This is a genomic window from Buttiauxella sp. BIGb0552 (genome assembly GCF_004366275.1).
Lineage (GTDB): Bacteria > Pseudomonadota > Gammaproteobacteria > Enterobacterales > Enterobacteriaceae > Buttiauxella > Buttiauxella gaviniae.
This window is the reverse complement of sequence record NZ_SODY01000004.1, coordinates 317777-340039: the sequence shown is the minus strand read 5'-3', so window position 1 is coordinate 340039 and position 22263 is coordinate 317777. Positions and strand designations below refer to the sequence as shown.

The window sequence follows — 22263 nt, the reverse complement described above, 5'->3', positions numbered from 1 at the left end:
GAATGTTAACAAACTCAAATACACAAAACTACCAAAACCCTGTGAATACCGAAGTATAGGCTTACCCAAATTACATAGAGGTAATCACAGTTTAAAGTCTAGTTTGGCATCCTTTACTTTTTCATAAACTGCCTGACTAGGCGGCTTAGGAATTTTGGCAGTTTTTGCTGCTGTCAATGCGGCCTGACATAAAGCAGGATCACCACTTTCAGGTGTCGCAGAAAGCAAAAGCCCATCTGGACCTAGCTTGATATGCAGGACGCAAGTTTTACCTTGATAGAGGCTCGCATCATACAAACGACTCTGAATAGCACTTCGGATTTGAGCTGCATAGGCACTAATATCAGAACCTGTTGCCCCACCGTTAGCACCATTTGTACCACTGTCTTTCGCAGGCTGACCGTTACCTTTCGCTCCTGCGCCAGTTTTCGGTGCATTCTTACCTGAGCTCAAGTCGCCAAATAGATCGTCAACACCAGCAGCGGCAGCTTTATCGGCAGCAGCTTTCTCAGCAGCAGCCTTTTTCTTAGCATCTGCTGCAGCTTTCTTATCAGCAGCACCTTTTGCAGCAGCAGCCTTATCAGCCGCGGCTTTTTCAGACGCAGCTTTCTCGGCTGCGGCAGCTTCTGCTGCTGCTTTTTTCTCAGCATCAGCAGCCTTTTTAGCGGCTTCAGCGGCAGCTTTCTTCTCAGCATCCTGCTGAGCTTTCTTCGCTGCAGCATCTGCGGCTTTCTTCTCGGCTTCTTGCTGAGATTTTTTCGCCGCAGCTGCGGCTTCAGCAGCTGCCTTTTTCTCTGCGTCAGCGGCTTTTTTAGCTGCTTCCTCAGTGGCTTTCTTTTGTGCATCTGCAGCAGCTTTCTTCGCCGCTTCTTCCGCAGCCTTCGCCTGGGCGTCAGCCTGAGATTTTGCCTGAGCATCAGCTTGAGCTTTGGCGTCTGCTTTGGCTTTCGCCGCCGCTGCTTCGGCTTGCTTCTGTTGCTCCTGCGCTTCTTTCGCTGCTTCTTGCGCTTGCTTCTGCTGATCTGCTTGTTGCTTCGCTTGTTCCTGCGCTTCGAGGCGTTCTTTCTCCAGTTGCTTCAGACGCTGTTGTTCGGCAGCCTGTTTTTCCTGAAGTTCTTCAGCCTGTTGTTGCGCTTGTTTCTCGCGTTGCTCCGCTGCACGTTTGCTGCTCGACTGCTGTTGCTGCTGGCGATTGTACTGTTGAACAACTGCACCTGGGTCGACCATGACCGCGTCAATAGCCGAACCCCCACCGCCGCCAGCACTGGCGTCGATGTGCTCGTCAAACGAACTCCAAATCAGGACTGCAATCAAAATGATATGCAGGATCACTGAGACGATTATCGCGCGCTTGAGCTTATCGTTTTCTATGGTTGCCTTTGACACTATCGGTTCCCAAATATCGCGAGATGGATCAGATTGGCTGCGTCATCAGACCGACGGATTTCACACCTGCGCTATGCAGCATGTTAAGTGCCTTGATGATTTCCTCATAAGGAACATCTTTAGCACCCCCGATCAAAAAGACCGTTTTCGGATTTGCCTGCAAACGACGCTGTGCTTCCGCAATAACCTGTTCAGATGGCAACTGGTCCATACGGTCTTTCTCAACCACCACGCTGTACTGCCCTACCCCGGACACTTCAATAATGACCGGCGGTTCATCGTTACTGCTCACCGTCTGCGAATCTGTCGCATCCGGCAAATCTACCTCAACGCTCTGTGTAATGATGGGAGCCGTTGCCATAAAAATAAGCAACAACACCAACAGTACATCCAGCAGAGGAACGATGTTAATTTCGGACTTTAATTCCCGACGACCACGCCCACGTCCACGTCTGGCCATGACTTACCCCTTACTGCTTATCGCTGCTGGTAAAAGCCTGACGGTGCAGGATAGCCGTGAACTCTTCCATGAAGTTGTCGTAATTCAATTCCAGTTTGTTCACACGTTGGTTCAGGCGGTTATACGCCATAACCGCTGGGATTGCAGCGAACAGGCCGATTGCAGTTGCAATCAGTGCTTCTGCAATACCTGGAGCAACCATCTGCAATGTCGCTTGTTTCACCGCACCGAGTGCGATAAAGGCGTGCATGATCCCCCAAACCGTACCAAACAGACCGATATACGGGCTGATGGAACCCACGGTTCCGAGGAAAGGAATGTGCGTTTCTAGCGTTTCCAACTCACGGCTCATGGAAATACGCATGGCGCGAGATGCCCCTTCAACGACCGCTTCAGGTGCGTGTGTGTTAGCACGATGCAGTCGGGCAAACTCTTTAAAGCCTGAATAGAAAATTTGTTCAGAGCCAGCAAGACTGTCACGGCGGCCCTGGCTTTCTTGATAGAGACGGGACAATTCAATGCCCGACCAGAACTTATCTTCAAATGCTTCTGCTTCACGAGTAGCAGCATTGAGGATTCGCGTTCGCTGAATAATGATTGCCCATGATGCAATGGAAAAACCAATCAAAATCAACATGATAAATTTGACCAGAAGGCTTGCCTTCAGGAACAAATCAAGGATATTCATGTCAGTCACTGCTTGAACTCCGCGACAATAGACTTGGGAAGCGCACGAGGCTTCATTAGGTGTGGATCAACACAGACGATCAGGACCTCAGCTTCGTTGAGTACCTGATTATCGGCATTGACGATTCGCTGTGTAAATACCATAGAGGTACCACGCATCGATGTAATTTCACTTTGGATTTCGAGTAAATCGTCGAGTCGGGCAGGCGCCAAATAATCCACCGTCATTCTGCGGACAACAAAGGCGACGCGCTCTGCCAACAAATCTTGCTGGCTAAAATGGTGATGGCGCAACATTTCAGTGCGTGCTCTTTCATAGAAAGCAACATAACTGGCGTGGTATACCACACCACCGGCGTCAGTGTCTTCGTAATAGACACGAACCGGCCATCGAAACAGCGTTGTACTCACAATACATCCCGGTAATGCAATTTAACGTTGCTACTATACGCAAGAGGATGGGGGTTGGGAATGGGTTGCATTAAACGTTAGGTAAATATTTATGGGCTTGTTAAAGCCCATAAATATTGTGTGAAAATCTTTGAGGTTAAAGAAACATCAGAAGAAGAAAATAGCCAGTCCTGCCAGCAAGACTAATTGTGCAGGTAAGGGGCTAAAAACCCCCTGCCACAGCACTTTGCGAGGGCGAAAACCCACGCCATGAATTACGCCAGTGCATACAGCCCACATCAGCAAAAAACCATGCCAGATTTCAAGACTGCTGGTTTTCGCCGCAAAGCGGGACGGGTCCCAAAATATACACACGGCAAGAACTAATGCCATTATCAAGGAAAGAGCCCTTAAAGGGCTCTTATCCATTACCGCATAAAGCTTCGCGATAATTGCTTCCATCAAATTTCTTCTTTACCAGCTTTAGCAGCTTCAACGTGCTCAAGTGCCAGGGCGGTAATGATGCCAAAAGCACAGGCAAGAAGCGTCCCCAGAATCCATGCAAAGTACCACATAATCAGCTCCTTACTTAGTACAGAGAGTGGGTGTTGCTTTCGATATGCTCTTTGGTGATTCGACCGAACATCTTCCAGTAACACCAGGTGGTGTAGATAAGAATGATCGGTACAAATACCGCAGCAACATAGGTCATCACATTCAGAGTTAACTGGCTGGATGTTGCATCCCACATAGTGAGACTAGCGTTCAACATGGTGCTCGAAGGCATCACGAACGGGAACATCGCCACACCGGCAGTCAGAATGACACAAGCCAGAGTCAATGAGGAGAACACGAATGCCATCGCGCCTTTCTCAAGACGAGACATCAGCACAGTCAACAGTGGCAGAACCACACCCAGAACCGGGATGAGCCACAGAATCGGCATATTATTGAAGTTCACCATCCAGGCACCAGCCTGACGAGCGACTTCTTTAGTCAGCGGATTCGATGCTGCATGGTGGTTCAGCTCTGAAGTCACAACGTAACCATCGATGCCGTAAATCACCCAAACACCTGCAAGTGCGAAGCACACCATCATCACCAGCGCTGAAATTTGCGCAGCGGCTTTAGCACGCAGATGCAGTTCACCCACAGTACGCATTTGCAGGTAAGTTGCACCCTGAGCAAGGATCATGGAAACGCTCACGACACCAGCCAACAGACCAAACGGGTTCAGCAACTGGAAGAAGTTACCTGTGTAGTACAGACGCAGATACTCATCAACGTGGAACGGCACGCCTTGCAGCAAGTTGCCGAACGCCACACCGATAACCAACGGCGGCACAAAACTACCGATGAAAATGCCCCAGTCCCACATGCCACGCCAACGCATGTCTTCAATCTTCGAACGGTAGTCAAAACCTACCGGACGGAAGAATAATGAAGCCAGCACCAGAATCATTGCCACATAGAAACCAGAGAACGCTGCTGCATAAACCATCGGCCAGGCAGCGAACAATGCGCCACCAGCGGTGATGAGCCATACCTGGTTACCATCCCAGTGAGGGGCGATGGAGTTCACCATGATGCGGCGTTCAACATCTGTTTTGCCAATGACACGGGACAACATACCTACGCCCATATCAAAGCCATCGGTGACTGCAAAACCAATCAGCAGAATGCCAACCAGCAGCCACCAGATAAAACGCAATACTTCATAATCGATCATTTGACGACTCCTGTCTTAGCGTGCCGGCTGAGAGGTCACATTGGACTGCTCAAAGTGATAGCGACCTGTTTTCAGACTGCTCGGCCCAAGGCGAGCAAATTTGAACATCAGGAACAGTTCCGCCACCATAAACAGCGTGTAAAGGCCGCAAATCAGTACCATGGAGAAGATCAGATCGCCCACAGTCAGAGAGGAGTTAGCAACCGCAGTTGGCAATACCTCACCAACAGCCCATGGCTGACGACCGTATTCGGCAACAAACCAACCAGATTCAATCGCAATCCACGGCAACGGGATACCATAGAGCGCCGCACGCAACAGCCATTTTTTCGAGCCGATTGCATTACGCGTCACAGTCCAGAACGAAGCCGCGATGATGAACAGCATCAGGAAGCCACAGCCAACCATGATACGGAATGCAAAGTACAGCGGAGCTACACGAGGAATTGAGTCTTTCGTTGCTTTCTGAATTTGCTCTTCCGTCGCATCAGCAACGTTCGGGGTATAGCGTTTGAGCAGCAGGCCATAACCCAGGTCTTTCTTAACAGACTCAAAGTTATCGCGAACGGCCTGGTCTTTAGAACCTGCACGTAACTGTTCCAGCAGGCTATAAGCCTTCATGCCGTTACGAATACGTTCTTCGTGCTGCACCATCAGGTCTTTCAAACCAATAACTTGCTTATCCACAGAACGGGTGGCGATGATGCCAAGCGCGTATGGGATCTGAATCGCATAGCTATTTTCTTGCTTGTCCTGGTCCGGGATACCAAACAGCGTAAACGCAGCTGGAGCTGGTTGAGTTTCCCACTCAGCTTCAATAGCGGCCAATTTGGTTTTCTGCACGTCACCCATTTCGTAACCGGATTCATCACCCAGCACGATGACAGACAGGATTGCCGCCATACCGAAGCTTGCAGCGATTGCAAAAGAACGCTTCGCAAATGCAACGTCACGGCCTTTAAGCAAGTAGTAAGAACTCACACCGAGGATGAACATCGCGCCACATACGTAACCAGACGCTACGGTGTGAACGAATTTCACCTGCGCAACTGGGTTAAGGACCAGTTCGGAGAAACTGACCATCTCCATACGCATGGTTTCGAAGTTGAAGTCGGAAGCAATCGGGTTCTGCATCCAGCCGTTAGCGACCAGAATCCACAGTGCGGAAAGGTTGGAGCCAAGTGCCACCAGCCAGGTTACCGCCATGTGCTGAACTTTGCCCAGACGATCCCAACCGAAGAAGAACAGACCTACAAAGGTGGATTCAAGGAAGAATGCCATCAAGCCTTCGATGGCCAGTGGGGCACCAAAAATGTCACCCACGTAGTGTGAATAGTAAGACCAGTTTGTACCGAACTGGAACTCCATGGTTAAACCGGTAGCCACGCCCAAAGCAAAGTTGATACCAAACAACTTGCCCCAGAACTTGGTCATATCTTTATAAATTTGCTTACCTGACAGAACGTACACTGTTTCCATGATGGCCAACAAAAACGCCATACCGAGCGTTAGTGGCACAAACAGAAAGTGGTACATCGCGGTCAAGGCAAACTGTAAGCGCGACAGTTCGACAATATCCAACATCTTGACTCCTTGCTCTTCGCATGAAGACTTCGACCGTGGCTCACCGTAAGGAAAACCACAACGCATGCCCTAATACAAAAACATTAGCTTCCAGACTTCATCTCTTCGTCATTTTATTTGCATGTAACGAAGAAAGATGAAAGGTTACAAACACGTTAATAAAAACCAAAAATAATCCGCAAATATATTACCCTGCAATTTCCCTACAATAAATAGGTAATTGCTTAGTGTTATTTACGTTTCTCGACAGTGATCAATTTATAGCGAAAATGTCCCTTAACAGCCAGTTTGATCTGCAACAATTTACGCTGTTTTGCATACCACTATCCAGTTTTAGATATTGATCTAGCGCAATTTATTCCCTGATTGTTAATTTAGTTTCCCGCTTAAATTAATAGTAAATTTGATGTTAATGATATGTTTTGGAGATATCACTAAGGTTAATGGAAAAGTGATATCCATAAACAAAAACTATTTATTGCAGATAAGTTAAAAAATAAATTCCGAACGTTAACAGCGATGGTTTTTTATCTTCACGCGCTATTTTCATCAGGCCGTCTCTTCCCCCATCCGAAATTAACAATTGATTTACTTTTAATGCCACATTATTTAACAAGGCGCTGTTTTTGATAAGGTTAGTAGTCAGTAGTGTAGTCTTTTAAAACATAAACCACTTAAAAAATCCGACCTTAAAAAAAAGCAGGATTACGCTCGGCGTGCCATTACCAGATGAGATTCTTACGGTAGGTGAGAGTGGAAAGGTTAGTGCTTCCCTCCCCTTGCTGATTGTTGTTACAGTGAATTTTCATCCATTTGCACTTTTTGATATTCAACACGCTGGTAATAAGGCTCAAACAGCGATGCCAGCAGTTGAAGTGAGAGGCTTTCGGCTTTTTAAGCTACTCAGGCAGCCAAATCACTCAAGGTGCCATAAGTGTCTGTTATGTGAATACAGTAATCAATGACCGCAAATTTTGGCCATAAAAAAGGCCGCTCATTGAGCGGCCAACCATGTCGAACAATTTTTATTAGTTCTGCTTACTGAGGCAAAATAGCTTTCAGTGCGTCACCGATGTCAGCCAGGCTGCGAACGGTTTTCACGCCTGCGGCTTCCAGCGCTGCGAATTTCTCATCCGCAGTACCTTTACCACCCGCGATGATGGCGCCTGCGTGGCCCATACGCTTGCCTTTCGGCGCAGTGACACCCGCGATATAACCAACAACTGGCTTGGTGACATGCTCTTTGATGTAGGCCGCTGCTTCTTCTTCAGCGCTACCGCCGATCTCACCGATCATCACGATAGCTTCAGTCTTCGGATCTTCCTGGAACATCTTCAGAATATCGATGAAGTTAGAGCCAGGGATCGGGTCACCGCCGATGCCTACGCAAGTAGACTGGCCCAGACCGATATCCGTCGTCTGTTTAACGGCTTCATAGGTCAGTGTGCCTGAGCGGGAAACGATACCCACTTTGCCTGGCAGGTGAATGTGGCCTGGCATGATGCCGATTTTGCACTCGCCCGGGGTGATAACGCCTGGGCAGTTTGGCCCAATCATGCGCACGCCAGCTTCGTCCAGTTTCACTTTCACAGTCAGCATATCCAGCGTCGGGATGCCTTCAGTGATAGTGATAATCAGCTTAATGCCTGCGTCGATTGCTTCCAGAATGGAGTCTTTGCAGAACGGTGCTGGAACGTAGATTACAGATGCGGTCGCACCAGTTGCTTCTACGGCTTCACGCACAGTGTTAAATACTGGCAGGCCGAGGTGCTCAGTGCCGCCTTTGCCTGGCGTAACACCGCCAACCATTTGCGTACCGTATGCAATCGCCTGCTCGGAGTGGAAAGTCCCCTGGCTGCCGGTGAAACCCTGGCAAATAACCTTGGTATTTTTATCGATCAAAATGGACATTATTTCCCCTCCACTGCAGCAACAACCTGCTGCGCTGCGTCCGTCAGACTTTTCGCTGCAATAATATTCAGGCCACTATCTGCCAGTTTCTTCGCGCCCAATTCAGCGTTGTTACCTTCCAGACGTACTACCACTGGAACGTTAACACCCACTTCGGCAACCGCACCGATGATACCGTCTGCGATCAGGTCACAACGTACGATACCACCGAAGATGTTCACCAGAACCGCTTTCACTTTGTCGTCAGACAGAATGATTTTGAATGCTTCGGTAACGCGTTCTTTGGTTGCGCCGCCGCCAACGTCCAGGAAGTTCGCTGGTTCGCCGCCGTGCAGTTTAACGATGTCCATGGTGCCCATTGCCAGGCCCGCACCGTTAACCATGCAACCAATATTGCCATCAAGCGCAACGTAGTTCAGTTCCCACTGTGCCGCCTGCGATTCACGTGCATCTTCCTGGCTTGGGTCACGCATTTCGCGCAACTCTGGTTGACGGAAAAGTGCGTTGCCGTCAGCGCCCAGTTTGCCATCGAGACAAATCAGGTCGCCCTGCTTAGTGATGACCAGCGGGTTGATTTCGATAAGTGCCAGGTCACGCTCAAGGAAGATGTTCGCCAGACCCATAAAGATCTTAGTGAACTGCTGAACCTGCTTACCTTCCAGACCCAGTTTGAATGCCAGTTCACGGCCCTGGTAAGGCATTGGGCCTGCCAGCGGATCCAGTGCAACTTTGTGGATCAGGTGCGGGGTTTCTTCCGCAACTTTCTCAATTTCAACGCCACCTTCGGTAGACGCCATAAACACAACGCGACGGGAGCTACGATCAACCACCGCGCCAAGATACAGTTCTTTATCAATGTCAGTCGCAGCTTCAACCAGAATCTGGTGAACTGGCTGGCCATTTGCGTCTGTCTGGTAGGTAACCAGGCGTTTGCCCAGCCAGTGCTCAGCAAAAGCACGGATGTCTTCTTTGCTGTTGACCACTTTCACGCCGCCCGCTTTACCGCGGCCACCAGCATGAACCTGACATTTTACCACCCACGGACCTGCACCAATTTTTGATGCCGCTTCTTCCGCTTCACGCGGTGTATTACAGGCGTAACCGACTGGAGCCGGCAGGCCATATCGAGCAAACAACTGTTTCGCCTGATACTCGTGTAAGTTCATGAGTTCTATCCATCCTTCAGGGTAATCGTTATAAACCTGTAGGCCGGTGCGCTATTAATGCCAGATGGCGCGCAGCTTTCGGCCTACAGTGCAGGTGATGCTTTAAAACTAAACGTCCAGCAACAGACGAGTCGGGTCTTCGAGCAATTCTTTGATTGCTACCAGATAACCCACTGATTCACGGCCATCGATCAGGCGGTGATCGTAAGACAGTGCCAGATACATCATCGGCAAGATCTCAACTTTACCCTCAACCGCCATCGGACGGTCTTTGATAGCGTGCATACCTAGGATTGCGCTCTGCGGCGGGTTGATGATCGGCGTTGACATCAGGGAACCAAACACACCACCGTTGGTGATGGTGAAGTTACCGCCAGTCAAATCTTCAACGGTCAGTTTGCCGTCACGGCCTTTCACTGCCAGCTCTTTGATGCGTTTTTCGATGTCAGCCATACCCAGGGTGTCAACATCACGCAGTACTGGTGTTACCAGGCCACGTGGAGTAGAAACCGCGATGCTCACGTCGAAGTAGTTGTGGTAAACCACGTCTTCGCCATCGATAGAAGCGTTCACTTCTGGATAGCGTTTCAGCGCTTCAACCACCGCTTTGATGTAGAAGGACATGAAGCCCAGACGTACACCGTGGCGTTTTTCGAAAGAATCACCGTACTGCTTACGCAGATCCATGATTGGCTTCATGTTCACTTCGTTAAACGTAGTGAGCATGGCGGTGGAGTTTTTCGCTTCTAACAGACGCTCAGCAACGCGTTTGCGCAGGCGAGTCATTGGAACGCGTTTTTCGCTACGGCCAGCAATTGGTGCAACCGGAGCTTTAGTTTCAGCAGCCGGTTTCGCTGCCGCAGGTTGAGCCGCTTTCGCCTGAGTCAGATGCTTATCAACATCCTCACGGGTGATACGGCCACCGACGCCGCTGCCTTTAATGGCATTAGCATCCAGAGAATGCTCTGCAATCAGGCGGCGAATAGCTGGGCTGAGTGCGTCATTGCTCTGCTCTTCCAAAGAAGCCTGCTGGCGCTGTGCCGGGGTAGACTCTTTGCTTTCTGTTTTCGCAGAAGTCTCTTTACCGGCGCTGTTACCTTCACGCAGGCGGCCCAAAATTTGACGAGAAGTTACGGTTGTACCTTCATCTTCCAGTACAGCATCCAGAATACCATCTGCAGACGCCGGTACTTCCAGTACCACTTTGTCAGTTTCGATTTCCACCAGCACTTCGTCACGGGTAACGGTGTCACCCGGTTTTTTATGCCAGGTAGCAACGGTTGCATCGGCAACGGACTCAGGCAGGTCAGGAACTAGAATATCTACGCTACTCATTTTTTATCCTTTAATTAATCGACGTTCAGCGCGTCATTAACCAGATCTTGCTGCTGCTTCTGGTGAACGGACAAGTACCCTACCGCAGGTGAAGCGGAGGCTGGGCGACCTGCATAACGCAGACCTGATCCAAATGGAACTACTTCACGGAAATGGTGTTGGCTGCAGTACCAGGCGCCCTGGTTAAGCGGCTCTTCCTGGCACCAGACAAAATCATGTACGTGAGCAAATGGTTTCAACACTTCCTGCATAGCCTGATGCGGGAATGGATATAACTGTTCGATGCGCACAATTGCCACATCTTTCTGGCCGTTCTTACGACGCTGTTCCAGCAAATCGTAATAAACCTTACCAGAACACATTACCACGCGTTTCACGCCAGCAGGATCCAGCTCGTCAACTTCGCCAATTGCAGGCAAGAAGGTTCCGTTAGCCAGTTCATCCATGGTGGAAACCGCCAGTGGGTGACGCAGTAAAGATTTCGGTGACATCACCACCAACGGACGGCGCATACCACGCAGCGCCTGACGACGCAGCATGTGGTAAACCTGTGCTGGAGTCGAAGGGACGCAAACCTGCATGTTCTGTTCCGCGCACAGCTGGAGATAACGTTCCAAACGCGCAGAGGAGTGCTCCGGTCCCTGGCCTTCGTAGCCGTGTGGCAGCAGCATAACCAAGCCACACATACGGCCCCACTTCTGCTCACCGGAACTGATGAACTGGTCAATCACAACCTGAGCCCCGTTGGCGAAGTCACCAAACTGAGCTTCCCAGATGGTCAATGTGCGCGGTTCAGCCGTCGCATAACCGTATTCGAATGCCAGTACAGCTTCTTCAGACAGCACGGAGTCCCATACTTTGAACTCGCCCTGGCTGTTGTGAACGTGTTGAAGCGGCGTGTAAGTGGAACCGTTAGTCTGGTTGTGAATCACAGCGTGACGGTGGAAGAAGGTGCCACGACCCACGTCTTCACCAGACAGACGCACTGAAACGCCTTCATCAACCAGAGTTGCGTACGCCAGATTTTCAGCAGCACCCCAGTCGAATTTCTTCGCGCCGTTCGCCATTTCCATACGGTCACTGTAGATTTTCGCCACACGTGACTGCATCTCAACGGTTTCAGGTGCGCTGCTAATACGCTTAGCCAGCTCCTGCAAACGCTTCATCTCTACCTTGTTCGGATAGCTCTCATCCCACTCGTGGTTGAGGTATGGCGACCAGGTAAATGAGTGCATGTTCATTGGGCGATATTCTTCAACCACACACTCGCCAGCATCCAGTGCGTCACGGTACAGATTCACCATTTCGGTGGCATCTTCAAGCGTCGCCAGCTTTTGCTGCTCCAGACGGTCTGCGTAAATCTTACGCGGAGTCGGGTGTTTCTTGATTTTCTGGTACATCACTGGCTGAGTTGCACTTGGCTCATCAGCTTCGTTGTGACCATGGCGACGGTAGCAAACCAGGTCGATAAACACGTCGCGCTTAAAGGTGTTACGGAAATCCAGTGCCAGACGGGTCACAAACGCGACCGCTTCCGGGTCATCCGCATTCACGTGGAAAATCGGTGCCATCACCATCTTACCGATATCGGTACAGTACGGCGTGGAACGCGCATCCAGTGGGTTAGACGTGGTGAAACCAATCTGGTTATTGATAACGATGCGAACGGTACCGCCCACTTCGTAACCACGCGCTTTGGACATGTTCAGGGTTTCCTGAACCACGCCCTGCCCGGCAACCGCTGCGTCACCGTGAATGGTGATTGGCAGGACCTGGTTAATGCCTGGTTTTTCCAGACGGTCCAGACGCGCACGCACAGAACCGATAACCACTGGGCTTACGATTTCAAGGTGCGACGGGTTAAACGCCAGCGCCAGGTGAACCAAGCCGCCTTCGGTTTCAACGTCAGATGAGAAGCCCATGTGGTACTTCACATCGCCAGTGCCGAGGTGCTCTTTATGTTTACCAGCAAATTCGTCGAACAACTCCTGCGGCTTTTTACCCAGTACGTTGATCAGTACGTTCAGGCGGCCACGGTGTGCCATGCCCAAAACCACTTCACGTGTGCCGCTCTTACCCGCGTGGCGGATCATCTCTTTGAGCATTGGCACCAGTGCGTCACCGCCTTCAAGCGAGAAGCGTTTCGCGCCCGGGAATTTCGCACCCAGGTAACGCTCAAGGCCTTCTGCTGCGGTCAGCTCGCTCAGGAAGCGTTTCTTTTCTTCAACGGTAAACGTTGAGTGCCCCACCACTGATTCAATTCGCTGTTGAATCCAGCGTTTCTCTTCAGTGTTGGTGATGTGCATATATTCCGCACCGATCGAACCGCCATACGTCTGCTTGAGTGCATCAATCAAGTCAGCAAGCTTCATGGTCTCTTTGCCGCTGGCAAAAGAACCCACATTGAAGGTTTCCTGGAGATCGGCTTCAGTCAGGTTGTGGAATGCTGGGTCAAGATCGGGAACCGCGTCCTGTTTCCACAAGCCAAGCGGGTCAAGGTTTGCTGCCTGATGGCCACGGAAACGCCATGCGTTGATAAGCTGCAACACTTTGACTTGCTTAACGTCGGTGTCAGGGTCGGTGATTGCGGTGGAATAACGTGAGGCATCCTTCGCCAGACGACGGAAATAATCACGTGTTTTGGAATGGAATTGATCCGGTCTGGCCCCGGTTCCAGGTAATTGCTGGAACATTGAGCGCCAGTGCGCATCAACAGAGTCAGGATCGGTTAAGAAGTCTTCATAGAGCTGCTCTATCCAGGACTGGTTTGCACCTGCCAGGTAAGAGGAATCCAGCCAGGCTTTCATTTCGCCGTTCTGCATCGTGATCCCTTAAGCATTTTTATGCTTATTTCGCCGTGAATAACTATTGCGTACAGAATATGTACGCATTACCGGGGTCCACAACTACGAGCCTTTTCCTTTCCAGGCGGCTCAAGAAGGAACCTTTAAAAACTGTCACAACAGGGCAGTTTTTAAAGATTTCCTGCGATTTATTCCCCTCTCCCACGGGAGAGGGGACGAAAAGCTAGGCACTCTTTTGCAGCAACATCGACTTAATGTGGCCGATAGCCTTCGTCGGGTTCAATCCCTTAGGACAAACACTGACGCAATTCATAATGCTATGGCAGCGGAATACGCTGAAAGCATCACTGATTCCGTCAAGACGACTTGCGGTTTCAGTATCACGGCTGTCAATCAAGAAGCGGTATGCCGCCAGTAAACCTGCCGGACCAATGAATTTGTCCGGGTTCCACCAGAATGATGGGCAGGATGTCGAGCAGCACGCACACAGAATACACTCGTACAAACCATCCAACTTCTCACGCTGTTCAGGTGACTGCAAATGCTCACGAGCCGGTGGATTTTGCCCATTATTCAACAGGTAAGGCTTAATCTTCTCATATTGGGCATAGAATTGCCCCATGTCCACAACCAGATCGCGCACAACCGGTAATCCAGGCAGTGGACGGATGACAATCTTCTGCTTTCCGTTACCCAATGCGGAGATTGGCGTGATACAAGCCAGGCCATTCTTGCCGTTCATGTTCACACCATCGGAGCCACAAACCCCTTCACGGCATGAACGACGGAAAGACAACGTCGGGTCTTTTTCTTTAAGTTGCATCAGCGCGTCAAGCAACATCATGTCGCGCCCTTCTTCCCCTTCCAGGGTGTACTCCTGCATACGCGGAGCATCGTCAACATCCGGGTTGTAGCGATAAATAGAGAATTCGAGTTTCATCACTTTGCTCCGCTATTAATAAGTACGCACTTTCGGCGGGAATGCCGGACGCAGTTTCGGCTGCATGTTCACCTCACGGCGCGTCATGCTTTCCGACTCAGGCAGATACAGGCTGTGGCACAACCAGTTTGCATCGTCACGGTCCGGGTAGTCGAAGCGGCTATGCGCGCCACGGCTTTCGGTGCGGAAGTTAGCGGAAACAGCGGTAGCAAAAGCGGTTTCCATCAGGTTATCAAGCTCAAGGCACTCAACACGCTGGGTGTTGAACTCGCTTGAAGTATCATCCAGACGGGCATTTTTCAGGCGTTCGCGGATTTGTTTCAGTTGCTCAAGGCCTTTAGCCATCGCGTCACCTTCACGGAATACCGAGAAGTTGTGCTGCATACATTCCTGAAGCGCTTTACGGATTAGTACCGGATCTTCGCCGTTACGGTTGCCATTCCAGCGGTTCAGGCGTTCCAGCGCGGCATTAATTTCGTCTTCGGTGGCATCACGCAGTTCGCCTTGCTCGGCGATAGACTCCAGCAAATGCATGCCCGCAGCGCGGCCAAATACCACCAGGTCGAGCAGAGAGTTACCGCCCAGACGGTTTGCACCGTGAACGGATACACAAGCGATTTCACCTACCGCAAACAGACCTGGAATCAGAACGTCTTCGCCCTGCTCATTCACAGTCAGCGCCTGGCCCGTTACTTTGGTTGGAATGCCGCCCATCATATAGTGGCAGGTTGGGATAACCGGAATAGGCTCTTTAATTGGGTCGACGTGTGCAAAGGTACGAGACAACTCGAGGATGCCCGGCAGACGAGATTCGAGAACCTCTTTACCAAGGTGGTCGAGTTTCAGTTTAGCGTGTGGACCCCATGGGCCGTCACAACCGCGACCTTCACGGATTTCAATCATGATGGAGCGAGCAACAACATCGCGTCCAGCAAGGTCTTTAGCATTTGGCGCGTAACGCTCCATGAAACGCTCGCCGTGTTTGTTCAGCAGATACCCGCCTTCACCACGGCAACCTTCTGTGACCAGAACCCCTGCCCCGGCGATACCGGTTGGGTGGAACTGCCACATTTCCATATCCTGCACCGGAACACCGGCACGCAGCGCCATACCAACACCGTCACCAGTATTGATGTGGGCATTAGTCGTGGACTGATAAATACGGCCTGCACCACCCGTTGCCAGGATGGTCGCTTTCGCTTTGAAGTAAACCACTTCGCCGGTTTCGATACACAGCGCGGTCGTACCGACCACTGCGCCATCAGCGTTTTTCACCAGATCAAGCGCATACCATTCAGAGAAGATGGTGGTTTTGTTCTTCAGGTTTTGCTGATAAAGCGTGTGCAGTAATGCGTGACCGGTACGGTCAGCCGCTGCCGCAGTACGTGCCGCTTGCTCGCCGCCAAAGTTTTTCGACTGGCCGCCAAACGGACGCTGATAAATAGTGCCATCATCAAGACGGGAGAACGGCAGCCCCATGTGCTCCAGTTCCAGAATCGCTTCCGGGCCGGTTTTACACATATATTCAATGGCATCCTGGTCACCGATATAGTCGGAACCTTTTACCGTGTCATACATATGCCATTCCCAGTTGTCTTCATGGGTATTACCGAGAGCTACGGTAATACCACCCTGCGCAGACACGGTATGGGAACGGGTTGGGAAAACTTTAGATAACAAGGCACAAGTCTGGCCGCCTTGTGAAATTTGCAGTGCGGCGCGCATACCTGCACCACCAGCACCGATCACAACTGCATCAAACTCTCTGACTGGTAAACTCATTACACACCCCACACCACAACGAATCCATAAATGACGTAAACCAGCAGTGCAACAACAATAACAAGTTGCAGCCCAAGACGAATCGCCACTGGTTTAACGTAGTCGGTCAACACCTGCCACATGCCAATCCAGGCATGGATCAAAATTGAGAACAATGTCAGCAGAGTGAACACTTTGGTGAAGGCGGAGCCGAAGAAACCACTCCAGACCTCGTAGGTTAAATCGCCGGTAACAGCGAAGAACCCGATCATATAAATGATGTACAGGGTGATTACGATGGCGGAGGCACGGACCAATATATAGTCATGCACACCATTGCGACCTAATGCGGAGGCGTTGCTTACCATACGAGGACTCCTGCGAGAAGTGAAAGCACGACAGTAATAACAAATGAAATCATCGCGGATCGTTTGCCCGCTATCAGGGTTTCTTCCAGCAAACCGGTGTCCATCATGATGTGGCGGATGCCCACAACAACGTGATAAGCCAGTGCTGTGAGGATGCCCCACATAATGAATTTAACAAAGAAGCTACTCATTATTGCTGACGCAACAAGGAAGCCTTCTGGAGACGAGAGTGACTGGCCTAACAACCACAGTAGGATGCCTACAGCCACAAAGGTGATCACGCCGGATACACGATGGAGGATGGAAGCGATTGCAGTGACGGGGAACCTCATCGTTGTGAGATCGAGGTTTACAGGTCTTTGTTTTTTCGCATTTTTTATCATGAATAGCGCCCACATGCTGTTCTTATAGTTTCCTTCCTCCGGATCTGCAGGCGGGGTCAGACAGCGTGAACTTTCTATAACTGTGCGTCATGCAAAAACAGCTACATCCAGATGCCAAAAAACTGGCTACAACGCTGGGTGGCGCCCGGTGGCAGGGTATTCCGGAGACCTGGCGGCAGTATAGGCGCTTCACAAATTCATTACAATTAACCTACATATAGTTTGAAGGGCTTTTGGTCTGAACAGTGAGCAGGATCACGATAACAACATTATTTTAAATTTTAATCATCTGATTTGACAAAAGTTAAACATTTTTGTTACAAACAATGCCAGAAAAGCCGTATAATTCGCAAAAGTTATAGGGTCAGCCTTTCACCTGAGAATAAGTTATGTAACAGTGTATCGGTATTGACCCAATCAATCAGGACCGTTATTAGTGGTACACAGATTTGAATGATATGGACTGCTAACACCCTGATTTGCTGTTTTTTCGCCTGCGTGACTCGTGTTACCTGCAAGCGCCCATTGCTCTGTACCCTGCGTTACACTGATATCAAAACAGAGCTGAGAGCCAAATAAAAAACTGGTAGAGAGTCGCGATTGGTTTGAATGTATTTCCTAAATAATTCGAGTGGCATCGAGGCGGCAACGCGGCGAATCCCCAGGAGCTTACATAAGTAAGTGACTGGGGTTAGCGAGGAAAGCCAACAAAGATGCAACTTGAAGTATGACGGAAATAGGCAAGTCGGGCATCCCGCAGTCTGATGAATAAGGCGCTAAGGAGACCGTAAATGTCTGATAAAAAAGCAACTCTCACCTATAATGGTGATGATGCTCTGGAACTGAATGTGCTAAAAGGCACTCTCGGTCAGGATGTAATTGATATCCGTAGTCTTGGTTCTAAAGGTGTATTTACTTTTGACCCGGGTTTTACCTCTACCGCATCATGCGAATCAAAAATCACCTTTATCGACGGTGATGAAGGCATCTTGCTGCACCGTGGTTTCCCGATAGATCAACTGGCAACACACTCCAATTATCTTGAAGTCTGCTATATCCTGCTGAACGGCGAAAAACCGACCCAGGAACAATACGAAGAATTTAAAACCACCGTCACCCGTCACACCATGATCCACGAACAAATTACACGTTTGTTCCACGGTTTCCGTCGTGACTCCCACCCGATGGCTGTGATGTGTGGTGTGACCGGTGCACTGGCGGCGTTTTATCATGACTCCATGGACGTGAATAACCCACGCCACCGTGAGATTGCCGCGTTCCGCCTGTTGTCCAAAATGCCGACCATGGCAGCCATGTGTTACAAATATTCAATAGGGCAACCGTTCGTTTATCCACGCAACGACCTGTCTTATGCCGGTAACTTCCTGAACATGATGTTCTCCACGCCGTGCGAGAAATACGAAGTTAACCCTATTCTGGAACGCGCCATGGACCGAATTCTGATCCTGCACGCAGACCACGAGCAAAACGCTTCCACATCAACCGTTCGTACTGCTGGCTCAAGTGGCGCTAACCCATTTGCTTGTATCGCAGCCGGTATCGCATCCCTGTGGGGACCTGCGCACGGTGGTGCTAACGAAGCAGCACTGAAGATGCTTGAAGAGATCAGCAGTGTTGAACACATTCCTGAATTCGTTCGTCGTGCGAAAGATAAGAATGACTCTTTCCGCCTGATGGGCTTTGGCCACCGCGTGTACAAAAACTACGACCCGCGTGCCACAGTGATGCGTGAAACCTGCCATGAAGTTCTTAAAGAGCTGAATCTGAAAGATAACAATCTGCTAGAAGTGGCGATGGAACTTGAGCATATCGCGCTTAACGACCCGTACTTTATCGAGAAGAAACTCTACCCGAACGTGGACTTCTACTCAGGCATCATCCTGAAAGCAATGGGTATTCCATCTTCCATGTTTACCGTTATCTTCGCGATGGCGCGTACTGTTGGCTGGATTGCTCACTGGAACGAAATGCACGACGACGGCATTAAAATTGCCCGTCCACGTCAGTTGTATACTGGCTACGAACAGCGTGATTTCAAATCTGATTTGAAAAAATAAGTTCGTTTCTGGAAAGTAAAGAACGCGCCGAAAGGCGCGTTTTTTTTGAGTCAGCGTTATGCCTGCGGGTTATCTGTCAGATTGGTGATGCCCACGCCCTGCGGTGTCGATGTTTGCGTTTCGGTCTGCGACTGGGTTGTTGGCGTCAGTTCGGTGACTTTCGGCGATTGAGTTTCCTGCGTCGCTGCTGGCGCAGCAGGTGGTGTAACTTGCGTCTGTTCGGTCGTGGCAGATGGTGTAACCTGCGTCTGTTCGGCCGAGGCAGATGGTGTAACCTGCGTCTGTTCGACCGTGGCAGATGGTGTAACCTGCGTTTGTTCGACCGCGGCAGGCTCTTCAATTTGCTGTTGTATAACAGGAACAGATTCTACCGGAATCGTTTCTGACTTCGGTTTCGGAACCGGGGTTGATGCGCGGACGGTAAATGTCGGTTTACTATTCGCAATGGAATATGTCACGTGGCTGACAACATCGCTCGATGTCGACACTTCAACAGGCGATATGGTTACGCGACCAATCAGCGTACGGGCATAGCCGCCGACTGTATGTTTGCCCTCTGGCAGTTGTAGTTCAATACTTTTACCCGTCCCCAGCGCACCAGCATCCTTGCTATCAATGGTCACGTATATTGTGGTGCCATCGTCGGTTTTCGTTGGGATATGCGTCACGGTCACGCGCGAGGAGCCAAAATCGAAAGCCGATGTCGTGTCTGCGGTTTTCGATTTTGCGCATCCTGTCAGGGCTAAAACGGCTGCTATGGCAGCCAGGGCGAAACGAGAACTCATAGTGCAACGTCTTCCTTTAAATTTTTTGTGATCTACATCCCAATATACCCGATCTTCGCGCCATGCGATAAACGCTATCTTCAGGATTATTTAATGCTGACAGCCAGGGCACCAATAAAATGGCCTGGATGAAAGCATTGTTTTCTCAATAATGGCGCCGCAGCGTTCGCATTTCTCCCCTGCACGATGAAACACCTTAAAGCTGAAAATAGCCCCATGGTGTTTATTCTCATCCACAGTGCCACGCGTATTGTATGAAAAACGTGGGATATCCAGCAGTGCATGAGACAGTTTATCGAGTTGTTCAGGAGTTAAACTCTGTGCTTTATGGTGCGCTAATAGCCCAACTGCCCAGAGAATCTCAACGCGCAGATAATTTCCCAGCCCTGCCAGGAAAGCCTGATCCAGCAACAAACTACTGAACTGGCGCCTACGAAACCTTGCCGACAACAAGCGTGCTTTCACCTGTTCTGCCGTTAGCGTCATATCAAGGACATCCGGCCCGACACGTAATAAAAACGGATGCTTTAACAGTTGATCGCCATTGAGTATTTCAATATCTGAAGCGCTGTAGAGCAAAATGGCTTTATCAGCAGTCTGCAATCTGACGCGTAAAACACGTGTCGTGTCTGTCGTTTCACCTGCATTAACCACACGCCACACGCCATAAAGTTGGTTGTGGCTGTACATGGTTAACCCATTAGAAAAATGCAACAGCAATGCTTTTCCACGCGTTTCGATACGCTCGACGCTTTGACCAACTAATGTTTGCTCAAACGGCTTCAACTGAGGAAATGCAAACCAGACTTCGGTTAGCGCTTTATTTAAAACGGCGGCTTCAAGTTTATCTGCCGCTCGCCTTATTTCCGGACCTTCTGGCATCTCTTTGCCCTTGAAAATTAGTCTTCGTTATTCAGCCGCCAGGCCAGTTGCTCAAGATAGATTTGCTGCTCACGACGCGCTTTAAGGGCTTCTTCCAACGTGCATTGCACGAAATGAACCGGCTCCCCTAAGCGTAATTGCGCAAGGTTAAACATGTCAGCTTCGATCACGCAGGCAATCCTTGGATATCCGCCGGTTGTCTGCGCATCGTTCATCAGTACAATAGGCTGCCCATTATGCGGCACCTGTACCACTCCCGGCAGTAGCCCATGCGACAACAACTCGCGATCGGTAGTGCGCTCAAGCCGCTGCCCCTGCATGCGATAACCCATGCGGTTACTTTGCGGGCTTAACTGCCACGGTAAACGCCAGAATGCATCTTGCGAAGTGTGCGTAAACTCCTGATATTCCGGGCCCGCCAGCGCACGAATGCGGTTCCCCCACAAGAGCTGCTTTACACCGCGCGACTCCCGGAACCGTCGAGTTGCCGGTAATAGCGGTATTTCATCGCCATCTTTGAGCAAACGCCCTTCGATGCCGCCAATTTGCGCTTTGAGATCGGTACTATAAGAACCCAGGATTTCAGGTACATCCAACCCACCGGCGACAGCAAGATAGCTACGCATCCCGCGTTCAGGCACTTTTAGCCTTAATTGCTGGCCCGCTTTCACCGGTAGTCGCCAGCCAGTCCAGACTGTGCGCCCATCCAGTTCAGCGTGGCTTCCAGCACCAGTTAACGCAAACCAGCCATCGCTGGTGAACTCAACAACGCAATGGCCAAGCGTGATTTCCAGCGCGGCACTATCTGGTGCATTACCCACCAGCAAATTAGCAATTTTCAACGCTGGGGTATCAAGGGCACCGCAACGACTAACACCCAACTGCCGGTAACCAAAACGCCCTGCGTCTTGTATCGACATATGCATTCCAGCACGGATTATTTTCAGCACACCCCCTCCTTTTGAGGCACAAAGCGGACGGTATCTCCCGGCGCCAGTAGTGTTGGCACGTTATCAGCCGGATTAAAGAGCCTCACGGGCGTCTGGCCGATAAGCTGCCAGCCACCAGGCGTTGCCAGCGGATAAATACCCGTCTGGCTGCCGCCAATACCTACCGAGCCTGCAGGAACCATCAAGCGTGGCTCAGCCCGACGCGGCATAGAAAGAGTGGGAGCAAGGCCTGCAAGATAGGCAAAGCCTGGTTGAAAACCGAGAAAATAGACAATGTAATCAACGGATGAGTGCAGCTCCACAACCTGGCTTGCCGATAAGCCGCAATGCCCTGCGACTTCGGCTAAATCAGGGCCAACACTGCCACCATAAATTACTGGAATATCAATGCGGCGAGATTCAACCACCATGGCCTCGCTCTCTTCCCACCAGCGCTGGAGCCGCTCAATACCATCCAGCGCCAGGCTTTGCGGTTCACATAGCACCACAGTGATATTGTTCATCCCCGGAATGACTTCTGAAACAGCGGGAGATTCCAGTAGACGCTGGGTTAATCCCCAGATCCGTTGCTGACTTTCCAGCGATAAAGGTGGTTCCAATTCAAGAACTACCGCACTTTCGCCTAACAGATAACACCGCGCTCTTTGCACTTTTACTCCTCGGT

The 22263-nt window shown here is 50.4% G+C and carries 21 protein-coding genes; 1 reads left to right on the top strand and 20 read right to left on the bottom strand.

What is annotated here, in order from left to right; genetic code table 11:
• Nucleotides 1-84 precede the first annotated feature (84 nt).
• The 16 genes from tolA to sdhC all read right to left on the bottom strand — a co-directional run bounded on the left by tolA (nucleotide 85) and on the right by sdhC (nucleotide 16919).
• Complete coding sequence (gene tolA, locus EDF88_RS13695) at nucleotides 85-1386, bottom strand: cell envelope integrity protein TolA (protein WP_134185179.1); 1302 nt, start codon at nucleotides 1384-1386, stop codon at nucleotides 85-87.
• Nucleotides 1387-1414: 28 nt separating this feature from the next.
• Nucleotides 1415-1846 carry a colicin uptake protein TolR gene (tolR, locus tag EDF88_RS13690; RefSeq protein WP_034497142.1) on the bottom strand — a complete coding sequence of 144 codons (432 nt, stop codon included), beginning with the start codon at nucleotides 1844-1846 and terminating at the stop codon, nucleotides 1415-1417.
• 10 nt (nucleotides 1847-1856) lie between these two features.
• Nucleotides 1857-2543 carry a Tol-Pal system protein TolQ gene (gene tolQ, locus EDF88_RS13685; protein ID WP_074391983.1) on the bottom strand — a complete coding sequence of 229 codons (687 nt, stop codon included), beginning with the start codon at nucleotides 2541-2543 and terminating at the stop codon, nucleotides 1857-1859.
• Nucleotides 2540-2944, bottom strand: a complete 405-nt coding sequence (gene ybgC, locus EDF88_RS13680; protein WP_034458754.1) for a tol-pal system-associated acyl-CoA thioesterase — start codon at nucleotides 2942-2944, stop codon at nucleotides 2540-2542. The genes tolQ and ybgC overlap by 4 nt, the downstream gene beginning before the upstream one ends.
• Nucleotides 2945-3091: 147 nt before the next feature.
• Nucleotides 3092-3385, bottom strand: a complete 294-nt coding sequence (gene ybgE / locus EDF88_RS13675) for a cyd operon protein YbgE (RefSeq protein ID WP_034458756.1) — start codon at nucleotides 3383-3385, stop codon at nucleotides 3092-3094.
• Nucleotides 3385-3498 carry a cytochrome bd-I oxidase subunit CydX gene (gene cydX / locus EDF88_RS13670; RefSeq protein ID WP_064512614.1) on the bottom strand — a complete coding sequence of 38 codons (114 nt, stop codon included), beginning with the start codon at nucleotides 3496-3498 and terminating at the stop codon, nucleotides 3385-3387. The genes ybgE and cydX overlap by 1 nt, the downstream gene beginning before the upstream one ends.
• 14 nt (nucleotides 3499-3512) lie before the next feature.
• Nucleotides 3513-4652, bottom strand: a complete 1140-nt coding sequence (gene cydB / locus EDF88_RS13665; RefSeq protein WP_064512618.1) for a cytochrome d ubiquinol oxidase subunit II — start codon at nucleotides 4650-4652, stop codon at nucleotides 3513-3515.
• Nucleotides 4653-4667: 15 nt separating this feature from the next.
• On the bottom strand, nucleotides 4668-6236 hold the full coding sequence (gene cydA, locus EDF88_RS13660) for a cytochrome ubiquinol oxidase subunit I (protein ID WP_064512621.1): 1569 nt from the start codon (nucleotides 6234-6236) through the stop codon (nucleotides 4668-4670).
• 1038 nt (nucleotides 6237-7274) lie between these two features.
• Nucleotides 7275-8147 carry a succinate--CoA ligase subunit alpha gene (gene sucD, locus EDF88_RS13655; protein WP_034458762.1) on the bottom strand — a complete coding sequence of 291 codons (873 nt, stop codon included), beginning with the start codon at nucleotides 8145-8147 and terminating at the stop codon, nucleotides 7275-7277.
• Entirely contained in the window at nucleotides 8147-9313 is a 1167-nt protein-coding gene (gene sucC / locus EDF88_RS13650) for an ADP-forming succinate--CoA ligase subunit beta (RefSeq protein WP_064512623.1), read from the bottom strand. The genes sucD and sucC overlap by 1 nt, the downstream gene beginning before the upstream one ends.
• Nucleotides 9314-9421: 108 nt before the next feature.
• Nucleotides 9422-10648, bottom strand: coding sequence for a 2-oxoglutarate dehydrogenase complex dihydrolipoyllysine-residue succinyltransferase (gene odhB / locus EDF88_RS13645; protein WP_064512625.1), 1227 nt, complete (start codon nucleotides 10646-10648; stop codon nucleotides 9422-9424).
• Between the two features lie 14 nt (nucleotides 10649-10662).
• Nucleotides 10663-13470 (bottom strand): 2-oxoglutarate dehydrogenase E1 component, encoded by a 2808-nt coding sequence (gene sucA / locus EDF88_RS13640; RefSeq protein WP_064512627.1) that lies wholly within the window; start codon nucleotides 13468-13470, stop codon nucleotides 10663-10665.
• A gap of 205 nt (nucleotides 13471-13675) precedes the next feature.
• Nucleotides 13676-14392 (bottom strand): succinate dehydrogenase iron-sulfur subunit, encoded by a 717-nt coding sequence (locus EDF88_RS13635; RefSeq protein WP_064512632.1) that lies wholly within the window; start codon nucleotides 14390-14392, stop codon nucleotides 13676-13678.
• Nucleotides 14393-14407: 15 nt separating this feature from the next.
• Nucleotides 14408-16174, bottom strand: a complete 1767-nt coding sequence (gene sdhA, locus EDF88_RS13630; RefSeq protein ID WP_064512634.1) for a succinate dehydrogenase flavoprotein subunit — start codon at nucleotides 16172-16174, stop codon at nucleotides 14408-14410.
• Nucleotides 16174-16521, bottom strand: coding sequence for a succinate dehydrogenase membrane anchor subunit (gene sdhD / locus EDF88_RS13625; protein WP_034458774.1), 348 nt, complete (start codon nucleotides 16519-16521; stop codon nucleotides 16174-16176). The genes sdhA and sdhD overlap by 1 nt, the downstream gene beginning before the upstream one ends.
• Nucleotides 16515-16919 (bottom strand): succinate dehydrogenase cytochrome b556 subunit, encoded by a 405-nt coding sequence (gene sdhC / locus EDF88_RS13620; protein WP_064512637.1) that lies wholly within the window; start codon nucleotides 16917-16919, stop codon nucleotides 16515-16517. Before sdhC ends, sdhD begins: the two co-directional genes overlap by 7 nt.
• A 776-nt stretch (nucleotides 16920-17695) precedes the next feature.
• Here sdhC and EDF88_RS13615 point away from each other — a divergent pair.
• A complete protein-coding gene (locus EDF88_RS13615; RefSeq protein ID WP_064512639.1) occupies nucleotides 17696-18982 on the top strand; it encodes a citrate synthase in 1287 nt (428 codons plus the stop codon).
• Nucleotides 18983-19038: 56 nt separating this feature from the next.
• Here the strand turns inward: EDF88_RS13615 and EDF88_RS13610 are convergent, their stop codons facing one another.
• From EDF88_RS13610 to pxpB, 4 genes are all read right to left on the bottom strand, one after another.
• The gene (locus EDF88_RS13610) at nucleotides 19039-19767 is read right to left on the bottom strand and encodes a hypothetical protein (protein ID WP_243839618.1); all 729 of its coding nucleotides are present in this window, start codon (nucleotides 19765-19767) and stop codon (nucleotides 19039-19041) included.
• Between the two features lie 90 nt (nucleotides 19768-19857).
• Complete coding sequence (gene nei / locus EDF88_RS13605) at nucleotides 19858-20649, bottom strand: endonuclease VIII (protein WP_134185175.1); 792 nt, start codon at nucleotides 20647-20649, stop codon at nucleotides 19858-19860.
• Between the two features lie 17 nt (nucleotides 20650-20666).
• Complete coding sequence (pxpC, locus tag EDF88_RS13600) at nucleotides 20667-21599, bottom strand: 5-oxoprolinase subunit PxpC (RefSeq protein ID WP_134185173.1); 933 nt, start codon at nucleotides 21597-21599, stop codon at nucleotides 20667-20669.
• Nucleotides 21593-22249, bottom strand: a complete 657-nt coding sequence (gene pxpB, locus EDF88_RS13595; protein ID WP_134185171.1) for a 5-oxoprolinase subunit PxpB — start codon at nucleotides 22247-22249, stop codon at nucleotides 21593-21595. Before pxpB ends, pxpC begins: the two co-directional genes overlap by 7 nt.
• Nucleotides 22250-22263 lie beyond the last annotated feature (14 nt).

Coding starts and splice junctions, on each gene's coding strand:
- tolR (WP_034497142.1), bottom strand. CDS start 1,846: ATGGCCAGACGTGGACGTGGGCGTGGTCGTCGGGAATTAAAGTCCGAA.
- ybgE (WP_034458756.1), bottom strand. CDS start 3,385: ATGGAAGCAATTATCGCGAAGCTTTATGCGGTAATGGATAAGAGCCCT.
- cydX (WP_064512614.1), bottom strand. CDS start 3,498: ATGTGGTACTTTGCATGGATTCTGGGGACGCTTCTTGCCTGTGCTTTT.
- cydB (WP_064512618.1), bottom strand. CDS start 4,652: ATGATCGATTATGAAGTATTGCGTTTTATCTGGTGGCTGCTGGTTGGC.
- cydA (WP_064512621.1), bottom strand. CDS start 6,236: ATGTTGGATATTGTCGAACTGTCGCGCTTACAGTTTGCCTTGACCGCG.
- sucD (WP_034458762.1), bottom strand. CDS start 8,147: ATGTCCATTTTGATCGATAAAAATACCAAGGTTATTTGCCAGGGTTTC.
- sucC (WP_064512623.1), bottom strand. CDS start 9,313: ATGAACTTACACGAGTATCAGGCGAAACAGTTGTTTGCTCGATATGGC.
- odhB (WP_064512625.1), bottom strand. CDS start 10,648: ATGAGTAGCGTAGATATTCTAGTTCCTGACCTGCCTGAGTCCGTTGCC.
- sucA (WP_064512627.1), bottom strand. CDS start 13,470: ATGCAGAACGGCGAAATGAAAGCCTGGCTGGATTCCTCTTACCTGGCA.
- EDF88_RS13635 (WP_064512632.1), bottom strand. CDS start 14,392: ATGAAACTCGAATTCTCTATTTATCGCTACAACCCGGATGTTGACGAT.
- sdhA (WP_064512634.1), bottom strand. CDS start 16,174: ATGAGTTTACCAGTCAGAGAGTTTGATGCAGTTGTGATCGGTGCTGGT.
- sdhD (WP_034458774.1), bottom strand. CDS start 16,521: ATGGTAAGCAACGCCTCCGCATTAGGTCGCAATGGTGTGCATGACTAT.
- sdhC (WP_064512637.1), bottom strand. CDS start 16,919: ATGTGGGCGCTATTCATGATAAAAAATGCGAAAAAACAAAGACCTGTA.
- EDF88_RS13615 (WP_064512639.1), top strand. CDS start 17,696: ATGTCTGATAAAAAAGCAACTCTCACCTATAATGGTGATGATGCTCTG.
- EDF88_RS13610 (WP_243839618.1), bottom strand. CDS start 19,767: ATGAGTTCTCGTTTCGCCCTGGCTGCCATAGCAGCCGTTTTAGCCCTG.
- nei (WP_134185175.1), bottom strand. CDS start 20,649: ATGCCAGAAGGTCCGGAAATAAGGCGAGCGGCAGATAAACTTGAAGCC.